General features: G+C 71.9%; 3 protein-coding genes. All 3 read left to right on the top strand.

What is annotated here, in order from left to right; genetic code table 11:
* Positions 1-880: CHAD domain-containing protein (locus E1265_RS23285; protein ID WP_132932950.1), on the top strand; the 880-nt coding region annotated here is incomplete at its 5' end.
* 213 nt (positions 881-1,093) lie between these two features.
* The gene (locus E1265_RS23280) at positions 1,094-3,040 is read left to right on the top strand and encodes a TIGR03960 family B12-binding radical SAM protein (RefSeq protein WP_132932949.1); all 1,947 of its coding nucleotides are present in this window, start codon (positions 1,094-1,096) and stop codon (positions 3,038-3,040) included.
* A gap of 360 nt (positions 3,041-3,400) precedes the next feature.
* The coding region (locus E1265_RS23275) for a LamG-like jellyroll fold domain-containing protein (RefSeq protein ID WP_132932948.1) at positions 3,401-13,124 on the top strand (9,724 nt) is incomplete at its 3' end.

Raw genomic sequence — 13,124 nt, 5'->3', positions numbered from 1 at the left:
GCCCCCGCCCGTCCCGCGCTGGCCGGTGGACTCGGCCGCCGCCCACGTCCTCGACTACGCCCGCCAGCAGGTCGAGGCCATCGTCACCCTCGACCCCGCCGTCCGCCGCCAGCAGCCCGACGCGGTCCACCGCATGCGGGTCGCCAGCCGGCGGCTGCGCTCCCTGCTGCGCGGCGCCCGCGCCGTCCTCGACCGGGACGCCACCGCCCACCTGGAGGCCGAGCTGCGCCACCTGGCCGCCGAGCTCGGCGTCGACCGCGACCGTGAGGTGCTGACCGAGCGGCTCACCAGGCGGCTCGACGAGCTTCCGGACGACCTGCGCCTCGGCCCCGTCGCCGAGCGGCTTGCCGCCTGGGACCGGGAGCGCCGCACCGGCGCCCGCGCCCTGCTCGAACGGCTGCTCGACTCGCCGCGCCACCTCGACCTGCTCGACGCCCTCGACCGGCTGCTCACCGCCCCGCCGCTGCGGCCGCACGCCGCCGAGCGCCCGGCCCGCAGGGTGCTGGCCAAGGCCATGCGCCGCGACCGCGACCGGCTGGCCCGCCGGCTGCGCACCGCGTACGCCACCCCCGCGGGACCCGAGCGCGACGCGGCGCTGCACTCCGCCCGCAAGGCCGCCAAGCGCGCCCGCTACGCCGCAGAGGCCGCCGTCCCCGCCGTCGGCAAGCCGGCCCGCCGCCAGGCCGAGCGGTGCCGGGCCCTCCAGCGCGCCCTCGGCGACCACCAGGACAGCGTGGTGGCCCGCGCCGCGCTGCGCGATCTCGCCGCCCAGGCCCAAGCGGCGGGCGAGCCGTCGTTCAGCTACGGCGTCCTCCACGAGCGCGAGGCGGCCGTGGCCGCCGACCGGGCGCGTGAGGCCGCGAAACTCCCGGTAGGCTGAACGGTCTAGGTCCTGTCCGGTCGGTCTTTTCGGATCAGGCCGCGGCGTCAGATGCGGTGCATCGCAAGGCGGAGTATCGCAGCTCATACGTGGCCGTATTCGCGCGATGCGACAACGCGGCGAGGTGCCGTGGCTGGCGTCGCGGCCCCGGAAAGATCGGCCGGACAGGGCCTGGGTCCTGTCCCCCCGTACGTCCCTGGAAAGCCGGAAGCCATGCCAGTCGAGTCGGTCTTCCCCCGCCTGGAGGCCCTCCTCCCGCACGTCCAGAAGCCGATCCAGTACGTCGGCGGTGAGCTCAACTCCACCGTCAAGGACTGGGACTCGTGCGACGTCCGCTGGGCGCTGATGTATCCCGACGCCTACGAGGTCGGGCTGCCCAACCAGGGCGTCATGATCCTCTACGAGGTGCTGAACGAGCGCGAGGGCGTGCTCGCGGAGCGCACCTACAGCGTCTGGCCGGACCTCGAGGAGCTGATGCGCAAGGAGGGCGTCCCCCAGTTCACGGTGGACGCGCACCGCCCCGTCGGCGCCTTCGACGTGTTCGGCGTCTCCTTCTCGACCGAGCTCGGCTACACCAACCTGCTGACCGCGCTCGACCTCTCCGGCATCCCGCTGACCGCGGCCGAGCGCACCGAGGACCACCCGGTGGTGGTGGCCGGCGGCCACGCCGCGTTCAACCCCGAGCCGATCGCCGAGTTCATCGACTGCGCGGTCATCGGCGACGGTGAGCAGGCCGTCCTCGACATGACTGAGATCATCCGCGCCTGGAAGGCCGAGGGCCGGCCCGGCGGCCGCGAGGAGCTGCTGTTCCGGTTGGCCCGCACCGGCGGCGTCTACGTGCCCGCCTTCTACGACGTCGAGTACCTGCCCGACGGCCGGATCGCCCGCGTCGTCCCCAACCGTTCCGGCGTCCCGTGGCGGGTGTCCAAGCACACCGTGATGGACCTCGACGAGTGGCCGTACCCCAAGAAGCCGCTGGTCCCGCTCGCCGAGACCGTGCACGAGCGGATGTCCGTGGAGATCTTCCGCGGCTGCACCCGCGGCTGCCGCTTCTGCCAGGCCGGCATGATCACCCGCCCGGTGCGGGAGCGCTCGATCACCGGCATCGGCGACATGGTGGAGCGGGGCCTGGAGGCCACCGGCTTCGAGGAGGTCGGGCTCCTCTCCCTCTCCTCCGCCGACCACAGCGAGATCGCCGACATCACCAAGGGCCTCGCCGACCGCTACACGGACGACAAGATCGGCCTCTCCCTCCCCTCCACCCGGGTCGACGCCTTCAACATCGACCTGGCCAACGAGCTCACCCGCAACGGCCGCCGGTCGGGGCTCACCTTCGCCCCCGAGGGCGGCAGCGAGCGGATCCGCAAGGTGATCAACAAGATGGTCACCGAGGAGGACCTGATCCGCACCGTCGCCACCGCCTACGGCAACGGCTGGCGGCAGGTCAAGCTCTACTTCATGTGCGGCCTCCCGACCGAGACCGACGAGGACGTCCTGCAGATCGCCGAGCTCGCGACCAAGGTCATCGCCAAGGGCCGCGAGGTCTCGGGATCCAACGACATCCGCTGCACCGTGTCCATCGGCGGCTTCGTCCCCAAGCCGCACACCCCCTTCCAGTGGGCCCCGCAGCTCTCCCCCGAGGAGACCGACGCCCGCCTCGCCAAGCTCCGCGACGCCATCCGCGGCGACAAGCGGTACGGCCGCTCCATCGGCTTCCGCTACCACGACGGCAAGCCGGGCATCGTCGAGGGCCTCCTCTCCCGCGGCGACCGCCGCGTCGGCGCCGTCATCCGTGCCGTCTACAAGGCCGGCGGCCGCTTCGACGGCTGGCGCGAGTTCTTCTCCTACGACCTCTGGACGCGCTCCGCCGCCACGGCCCTCGCCCCCTTCGGCGTCGACGTCGCCTGGTACACCACCCGCGAACGCGGCTACGAGGAGGTCCTCCCCTGGGACCACCTCGACTCCGGCCTCGACAAGGACTGGCTCTGGGAGGACTGGCAGGACGCCCTCGACGAAACGGAGGTCGAGGACTGCCGCTGGACCCCGTGCTTCGACTGCGGCGTCTGCCCGCAGATGGGCACGGAGATCCAGATCGGCCCGACGGGCAAGAAGCTGCTGCCGCTGCAGGTGGTGAACTCGGGCGCCGGGCAGGGGAGATAGGGCCGGAGCCTGCGGCTGGCGGGGGTGAGGGGCGCCATTCCGCTGTTTGGACGAGGGCGTTCCCCCGGATCGTCGGCGACGGCGGGTGCCTGAACGCGGCGCGCCGCGCCGGAGAACCCCAGCCCGGTGTCGACGTGCCCGGCGTCTACGTGTCGCGTATCAGCTTGCGCACCGCGAAGTCGACAGCGCGTGACGGTGCGTCTCCTCAGACGTGCCCGGTTCCATCACCAGGGTAACGATCCGGTCACGCCTCTCGGCGTGTTGTCATGATCGCTGCCGATTTGTCGGCGTGAAGGCACGTTGATGACCTGACAGTGGTCTTGTGTGAATCTGAAGAGATCATGGAATCTCTTGGTCGTCATGTCGACGATCCGTGGGGGGACCGTGCTTCGCGCGCGCTTTCTCGTGCTGCTCGCTGCCCTGTTGATGGCGGTTCTGACCGCTCTCGACCCCGGCACGGCCGCGGCGGCCAGCCGTTGGGCCGCCACGTCGGAGGCCGCCGTCGAGGCCGGTGACGCGCCGGACCAGGAGTGGGGCTCCGCCGATGGTCTCTCCCACGAGGCCGACGCCGCCGACACGACCGCCGAGGGGGACGGCAGCGGCGCCGAACCGGGCGAGGCGCCGGGGCAACTGCCGCTGGAGGACGACCAGTACACGAGCGGCGACCTGGGGGACACCGCGCCGCCGCTGGAGTCCGGCGACCCGGAGGTGATCGAGTCGCTGCCGCCGGCCGAGCTCACCGGGTTCGACGAGGAGACCAGCGTCGAGCTCCCGGAGGAGCGCACCGAGGACTCCCGCACGTTCCTCAACACGGATGGCACCTTCACCACCCGCTACTACAACGAGCCGGTCAACTTCCCCGACCTGGACGGCGGCTGGCAGACGATCGACACCTCCCTCGTCCGCGCCGCCGGCGGCGAGTCGTGGGAGACGGCGGCCACCGAAGCCGGCGTCAGCTTCGGCGCCACGGCCACCGACGACCCGTTGATGACGCTCCGTCTGGACGAGGAGCACGCCGTCGGCTACGCCCTGGCCGAGGCGAGCGCCGTCCCGGGCGAGGTCGAGGGGCCGCTCGTCACCTACCGCGACATCCGGCCCTCATCCGACGTCGAGTTCCTCGGCGGCAACGCCGAGATCAAGGAGACGATCGTCCTCCGCGACGCCGCCGCCCCCACCGAGTGGCGCTTCCCGCTCCACCTCGACGGCCTCACCGCCGCGCTCGACGAGCACGGCGGCATCGTGTTCGCCGATGCCGAGGGCACCGTCCGTGCCCACATGCCGCCCGGCTGGATGGAGGACTCGGCCGTCGACGAGCGCTCAGGCGACGGCGCGATAACCGGCGGCGTCGGCTACCAACTGACCACCGAGAACGGCCGGCAGGTCCTCGTCGTCACCCTGGACCAGGAGTGGCTGAGCGACCCCGAGCGCGTCTACCCGGTCCGCGTCGACCCCTCCGTCACCCGCGTCGAGGCCAGCTCCTCCACCTACGTGCAACGCCCTTACGACATCAACTTCTCCACCGACACGATCCTGAAGGCCGGCACCCCGGACGGCGGCGACTCCGCCGCCACCTCGTTCCTCCGCTTCTCCGGCGTGCAGTCCTCGCTGCGCAACGCCTGGGTGCTTGACGCCCGCCTCGCGCTCTACAACTCGTGGTCGTACTCCTGCGACGCCCGCCCGGTCACCATCCACCCCATCACCCAGAACTGGTCGGCCTCCACCCTGGCCCGGTACCCGGGCCCGAACGTCGGCGCCGCGCTGGCCACTGACCGGTTCGCGCACGGCTGGCGGCCCGCCGGCACGACCAACTGGGCCTGCGAGCCGGCCTGGGAGACCATCCCGCTCGGCTCCGCCGGCCGGCAGCTCGTCGACGACTGGACCCACGGCCGCCGCGCCAACCACGGCCTCGCCGTCCGGGCCTCGACGACCGACTCCTACGGCTGGAAGCAGTTCGGCTCCACCCGCTACCCCAACGGCGCCCCCAGCCTCGACGTGACCTGGACCAAGTACGGCGCCACATACCGCCTCGGTCAGCTCACCCAGCCCGTCACCGCCGTCAGCGAGGGCGTGCAGCGCGTCACCGTCACCAACCAGGGCCAGGAAACCTGGCCCGCGGGCGGCCAGTTCAAGCTGCGCTACAACCTCTACGACGCCAACGGCGACGAGCTCACCGACTCCTCGCTGCGTCGCTACACCGAACTGCCAGAGGCCGTCTCGCCCGGCGAGAGCGTCACCCTCAACGCCCGCATCGCGCCGCTGACACCCGGCACGTACACCGTCGACTGGACGATGACGGACTACGGCGTCACCCGCTTCACCAGCCAGGGCATCCCCGGCGCGCGGGTCCGGCTGGCGGCCGTCAACATCCCACCCGAGCTCACCGGCGCATCCCCCGGCAGCGGTGCCACGGTCGACACCCTCACGCCGACCCTGTGGGCCGAGGGCACCGACCGCGACCACTACCCCAACGAGCGCCTCCAGTTCACGTTCGAGGTCTGCGAGGTCGACGGCGAGAACACCCGCAGGAACTGCCGCACCGGTAGCCGGACCAACACCCAGCAGTGGGCCGTCCCCAGCGGCTGGCTGTCATGGAACAAGACCTACGCCTGGTACGCCTACGCCTACGACGGGCAGGCCAGCTCGCTGCGCCCCAACCCGTCGCTGTTCTCCACCCGGGTGCCGCAGCCCGCCGTCACCGGTCATCTCGGCGGCTCAGACGGCCGTGAGTTCAACGCCGTCAGCGGCAACTACGCCACCTCCGCCACCGACGCGGCCCTCACCACCGTCGGCCCGCCGCTCGCGGTCACCCGCACCTACAACTCCCTCGACCCGCGCGCCGACCTCGCCTTCGGACCCGGCTGGACCACCCGCTGGGACATGCGGGCCACCGCCGAACCAGACGGCAGCGTCGTCGTCACCCTCGCCGAGGGCAACCGCGTCCGCTTCGGCCGCAACACCAACGGCAGTTACGCGGGACCGTCCGGCGGCAGCCTCACCCTCACCGCCGCCTCCGGCGGCGGCTGGGTGCTGCGCGACGCGACCGGCGCCACCCACGCCTTCAACGCCGGCGGCCAGCTCACCAGGGTCGCCGACAGCGCCGGCCGGGAACAGCGCCTCACCCACACCTCCGGCCGGCTCGCCACCGTCACCGACGCCCTCTCCGGCCGCACCCTCACCTTCGCCTGGCGCGACAACCGGGTCGCCAGCGTCACCACCAACGCCGTTGCCCCAGGTGAGCCGGGACTCACCTGGAACTACGGCTACACCGGAGGACTGCTCACCAGCGTCTGCCCGCCCGGCACGACGGACGAGTGCACCCGCTACACCTACGAGGACGGCTCCCTCTACCGCAGCGCCGTCCTGGACGCCGGCCCCGTCTCCTACTGGCGACTGAACGAGGCCGAGGGCGCCACCGCCGCCAGCTCCGCCCCCTCCCGCACCGGCTTCAACGACGCCGAGTACGACAACACCTCGGGCGGCGCCCCCGGCGCGCTGGCCGGCACCAGCGACACCGCCGCCTCGTTCGACGGCACCGACACGCTCGTCCGCCTGCCGCACGACACCCTGCGCACCACCACCTTCCTCACCGTCGAGCTGTGGTTCCGCACCACCCAGCCGGGCGTGCTCATGGGCTTCCAGAACCAGCGGCTCGAGGACGGCCGCCCCGAGTCCTGGACCCCGCCGCTGACGGTCGACGCCAACGGCAGGCTCAGCGGCTACCTGTTCACCGGCGACCGCGGCGACATCACCCCCATCAGGAGCTCCGCCACCGTCACCGACGGCGCCTGGCACCACGCCGTCCTCACCGCCGAGGGCACCACCCAGACCCTCTACCTCGACGGCCGCGCCGTCGGCACCCTCACCGGCGCCATCGACCACCTCGACATGGCGTACACCTACCTCGGCGCCGGCTACTCCTCCGCCGGCTTCGACGGCATCGCCAGCGGCGTCCGCCGCTTCACCGGCGACCTCGACGAGGTCGCCGTCTACCACCGCGCCCTGGACGCCGCGACCATCGCCGAACACCACGCCCTGCGCCAGCCGGCGGGCCGCCTCACCGAGGTGACCCTGCCGTCCGGGCGGACGCACGCCGCCAACACCTACGACGATGCCACCGGCCGTGTCGCCGAACACACCGACGCCGAAGGCGGCACCTGGCAGGTCTCCCAGCCGACCTTCAGCAACGGATCGAGCACCTACGCCGACACGGTCCGCACCGGCAACCCCACCGGCTACTGGCGGCTCACCGAGCGCTCCGGTGCCGTCGCCGCCAGCGCGCTCGGCGACGAGACCAACGGTGCCTACCTCGACGGCGTACGTCCGGGCGGTCCTGGACCGTTCGCCGACGGCGACACCACCGCGCCCTACTTCACCGGCGAGGCCGACAGCGCGGTCGAGGTCCCCACCGAGGCCTGGGGCGACACCGCCGCCCAGACCATCGAACTCTGGTTCCGCACCACCGACTCCGGTGTCCTGGTGTCGATGCAGAACCAGCCACTGGGCACCACCCCCACCGGCTGGTGGCCCATGCTCCTGGTCGACCAGGACGGCTACCTGCGCGGCCGCCTCCGTTACCCGGGCGACGCCACCACGCTGCGCTCACGGGAACGGGTCGACGACGGCGAGTGGCACCACGTCGCGCTCACCGGCAACGCCGACGGGCAAGCCCTCTTCCTCGACGGTGACTACCAGGCCCACAACACCCGTGGCACCAACGCAAGCCGGCTGGCGTACACCTACCTCGGCGGCGGATACTCCTCGCCGAGCTGGGACGGACAGGCGGACGGCTACCGCAACTTCACCGGCCAGATCGCCGAGGTCGCGTTCTACGACTCGACCTGGATCACCCAGATCTCGGACAGCGGCGTCGGCTACTACGACCGCGGTGACAAGAACATCCGCGCGGCCACCGCCCTGGTCTCCGGCACCGGCGACGACTACCGCGCCGCCGTCATGAGCGACGGACCGGCCGCGTACTGGCGGCTGGACGAGAGCAGTTCCTCGCTGCCCCGTGGCGTCGTCGCCGACGAGACCGGCCGCCACCCCGGCACCGTCGAGGGCAGCCCGATCCAGGGAGCGAAGAGCCTTTTTGGCGCCGGCGACGGCTTTTCCATCTACCCGACGGCGGACGGAGCGGTCCGTACGCCCGGCGACGTCCTGGCCGGTACCACCGACATCTCGGCCGAACTGTGGTTCAGCACGACCTCGACACGCGGTGTGCTGATGGCCTTCCAGGACACTCCGCTCGGCAGCACCCCCGCGCACTGGCAACCCGTGCTCCTGATCGACGGCGACGGCCGCCTGCGCGGGCAGTGGTGGATACCCAACGCCGGTGGGCCTTCCCCCATCACCTCCAGCGCCCCCGTGAACGACGGGGAGTGGCACCACGTCGTCCTCTCCGGATCCGGGAACACCCAGACCCTCTACCTGGACGGCGTGGCGATCGGCACCAAGACCGGCGCCTTCGCGGACACCAGCCGGCCATACGCGTACCTCGGTGGCGGATACAGCAGCAGCCAGTGGATGGGACAACCAGCAGGCACCTACCACCTGTCCGGTGGTTATCTGGACGAGGTCGCCCTCTACCGGCACGCCCTCACCGCCGAGGACGTCGCCGACCACTACGCCGCCCGCGTGGAGCGCGCCAGTTCCGCGCTCGGCGCCACCGTCACCGTGACCAACCCGCTCGGCGACATCACCGAGGCGACCTACGACGCGCTGCGCGGCTACCGCGTCACCTCCGTCACCGACGCCGAGGACGGAACGACCACCTACGCCTACGACACCGGCGGCTTCCTGCACACCGTCACCGATCCCAACGGCGACGCCACCATCACCGGGCACGACGAGCGCGGCAACACCGTCTCCACGACCACCTGCCGAGGCCCGCGCGACTGCCAGACGTCGTACGCCGACCACTACCTCAACGCGAGCAACCCGCTGGACCCGCGCAACGACAAGCCCGTCGCCACCGCCGACGCCCGCTCGACCGGACCGGCCGACGCCACCTACCGCACCACCACGACCTACACCGCCCTCGGTCTCCCGGAGACAACCCGCCTCCCCGACGGCCGCACCACCCGCCGTACCTACACCACCGGCACCGAGCCGGCCGTCGGCGGCGGCACCACCCCGCCCGGGCTGCTGGCCACCGACGTCCAACCCGACGGAGCCACCACCCGGTACGCCTACTACGCCAGCGGCGACGTGGCCCGCACCACCCAACCCTCAGGGCTCGCCCTGGAGTACACGTACGACGGCCTCGGCCGCCAGCTGACCGAGACCGAGGTCTCCGACGCCCAACCCGATGGCGTCACCACGACGTTCACCTACGACGCGCTCTCCCGGGTCACCACCGAGACCGGCGCCACCACCGAGAACGCCGTCACCGGCGAGGAGCACACCGCCCAGGTGACGCGCGCCTACGACCCGGACGGCAAAGTCCTCGCCGAGACGATCGCCGACCTCGGCGGCGACGACCCGGACCGCACCACCCAGCAGCGCTACGACGCACACGGCCGCGTCGACCGCGTCATCGACCCGGAGGGCGGCGCCAGCTACTACCTCTACGACGGCCTCGGCCGGCTCGTCCAGGAGACCGACCCCGCCGGCACCGTGCTGCGCCACACGTACACTCCGCGCGGCCAGCACGCCACCACCGTCCTCCAGGACTGGACCGGCGACCCGACCGGCGAGATCCGTGACCTGACGCTGGTGTCCAACGCCTACGACCCGGCCGGCCGCCTCGCCACCGCCACCGACGCGATGGGCGCCGTCACCGCCTACCGCTACTACGGCGACGGCCTGACCGCCACCGTCACCGCCCAGGACGTGACCGGCACCCGGGACATCGTCCTGGAGGACAACACCTACGACCGCGCCGGCAACCTCATCAGGCAGGCCACCGGCAACGACACCACCGTCACCGAGTACGAGGTCGACACCACCGGGCGGGTCACCACCACCGTCCTCGACCCGGACGGCCTGAACCGGCGCACCGTCACCACCTACGACGACGCCGACCGTCCCCTTGAGGTCCGCCAACTCGGGTCGTCCGAGACTGACTTCCTGACCACCACCTACACCTACGACCCGGCGGGCAACCCGCTCTCCGAGACCGTCGCCGACCCGAACGGCCAGAGCGCCAGCCACCACACCTACGACCAGCGCGGCCTGCTCACCTCGAGCACCACCCCGCGCGGCCACACCACCGACTACGCGTACGACGCCCTCGGCCGCCCCGTTGCCGAGACCGCCCCCGAGGTGGACGGTGCCCGCCCCGAAACGCGCACCGGCTACAACGCCTTCGGTGACGCCACCGAGCAGCGCGATCCGCTCGGTGCCATCACCCGCCTCACCCACGACCGCCTCGGCCAGCCCACGGCCGTCACCCGCCCCGAGTACACCCCTCCCGGTGGCCAGCCCATCACCGCCACCGAGGAGACCGTCTACGACGTGCTCGGCCGCCCCGTCGCCACCACCGACGCGCTGGGCCGCACCACCCGCTACGCCTACGACCAGCTCGGCAACCTCACCACCCGCACCGACCCCGACCCGGGCACCGAGGCCACCGGCGCGTCCCGCTTCCTGCTCGACCCGCCGGACGTGGAACTCGCAGAGACTCCCGGCTCCGGCTCCGAGACCCACTTCACCCACACCCCCACCGGCCTGCTCCTGTCCACCACCGACCCCACCGGCGCCCGCACCGAGGCCACCTACGACCTGCTGGGCCGCCAACTCACCTCCACCGTCGTCGAACGACACCCGACCCTGCGGAACCTGACCTCGACCTACACCTGGGACGACGCCGGCAACCAGACCGCCTCCCGCACCGCCGAGGGCGTGCTGGCGCAGGCCCGCTACAACCCGGCCGGCGAGCTGACCGGCGTCTTCCAGGCCGGCGTCTGGACCGACATCGACCGCGACCCCTTCGGACGCGAGGCCCGCACCACCACCGGCGCCGGCTACCGCACCGACCTCGCCTACAACCACCTGGGACAGGTCGTCCGCACGGACGAGTACGGCAGGGGCGAGACCGTGCTGCGCACCACCAGCGCCGAGTACGACGCCGACGGCAACCAGGTCGCGGTCGTCTCCGGCAGCGGCACGGAGAGCACCTACCGCTACGACGTTCTGGGCCGCCTCACCGAGCAGACCCAGCCCGTCGACGACGACACCTCGGCGACCGTCGCCTTCGGCTACGACGCCGCCGGCAGCATCACGCGGATGACCGACGCCCGGGGCAACACCACCGAGTACACCTACACGCCGTGGGGCCAGCTCGAATCCACCATCGAGCCGGCGACCGACGCTCACCCGGACCCGGCCGACCGCACCTGGACGACGATCTACGACGCCGCCGGCCAGCCCGTCACCGAACTCCTCCCGGGCGGCGTCCGCCGCGACCGCACCTACGACGACCTCGGTCGCCTCGTCCTCGAAACGGGCACCGGCGCCGAAGCCGACACCATGGACCGCCGGTTCACCTACGACGCCGCCGGCCGGATGACCAGCCAGGCCACCAACGAGGTCGCCGGGGTCGACACCTACACCTACAACGACCGCGGCCAACTCCTCACCGCGGACGGCCCGAGCGGCACCACCCGCTACGCCTACGACCGCGACGGCCGCATGACGGAACGGGACGACGCGGCGGGCAGGACCGTGTTCGACTACGACCCTCACGGACGCCTCTGGTGGACCGGGCTCGACCCCACGACCGGGTCCGGCATCGAGTACTCCTACGATGCTGACGGCCGTGTCACCAGCCAGAAGATCATGGCACCCCCACCCACGTCCCAGCCGAACTCGACTGTGAGTACCGCCAGCCTGCCCCCGCTCCAGGTCTACGCTCGGCGCACCTACTCCTACGACGATCTGGGCCGGCTCAGCGGAGACAGCCTGGTCAGAGAGGCTACCGGCGCCGAGGTCGCCAGCACGCGCTACGCCTACGATCTGGACGATCGCCTGACCGAGAAGGAGACCACCGGAACGGCGGGCGCGGGCCTCCAGACCTACGGCTACGACCTCGCCGGTCGCCTGACCTCCTGGACCAGCGGCGAGGAGACCACCGCCTACGCCTGGGACCTGGCCGGCAACCGCGTCGCCGCCGGCGACGAGACCGCCACCTTCGACGAACGCAACCGCCTCACCTCGGTCGGCGACACGGCTTACACCTACACCCCTCGCGGCACCCTGGCCTCGGTCGACGACCGCACTCTCACCCACGACGCCTTCGAACGCCGCATCACCGACGGCGACACCACCTACCGCTACGACTCCCTCGACCGCGTCACCCACCACGGCGACACCGCCTTCACCTACGACGGCGGCTCCAACAACCTCGTCTCCGACGGCACCTCCCTCTACCGCCGCACCCCCGAAGGCGCCCTCCTCACCACCGACGGCGACCCCGTCCTGACCGACCAGCACACCGACGTCGTCGCCACCCTCACCGACAACGGCACCACCCTCGCGGCCTCCCGCGCCTACGACCCCTTCGGCCAGGTCACTGCCTCCGACGGCACCTCCCCCAACCTCGGCTACCAGTCCGGCTGGACCGACCCCGCCACCGGCGACGTCAACATGGCCGCCCGCTGGTACCAGCCAGGCACCGGAGCCTTCGCCACCCGCGACACCTGGAACGTCGAACCCAACCGCTACGCGTACGCCGCGGGCTCCCCGCTCAACGGCACCGACCCGACGGGGCACTTCACCAACCCACACCCTGATCCGGCCCCTCCTTCAACGTGGACGAAGAACCCTTCCGGTGCGGGCGCCCTCGGGGCGGGACTGCGCTTCGGTTCGAGGTTCACCCCCTGGGGTAGAGCCCTGAGCTTGCTTCCCAGCAGTGCTTCGAGGTCGCTCACGTGGCTCCCGCCGCGCGCGCTGCCCAACAAGGATCAACGGAGCTACGCTCCCGGCCTCGCCCCCAAACTCCCTCGCGGGTACGTGGGTTGGGGCTCAGTAAGCAGTACTGCGGGATCCATGGGCACCAGCCTCGCTGGCGCAGCCGGTTGGCGCGGCGGAAACGGTGGCAACGGCGGCACGATCATCCGCACTATCACTCCGCCCCCACCACCCC

This window comes from Streptomyces sp. 8K308 (assembly GCF_004348315.1).
Taxonomy (GTDB): domain Bacteria; phylum Actinomycetota; class Actinomycetes; order Streptomycetales; family Streptomycetaceae; genus Streptomyces.
This window is presented reverse-complemented; position numbering and strand designations above follow the sequence as displayed.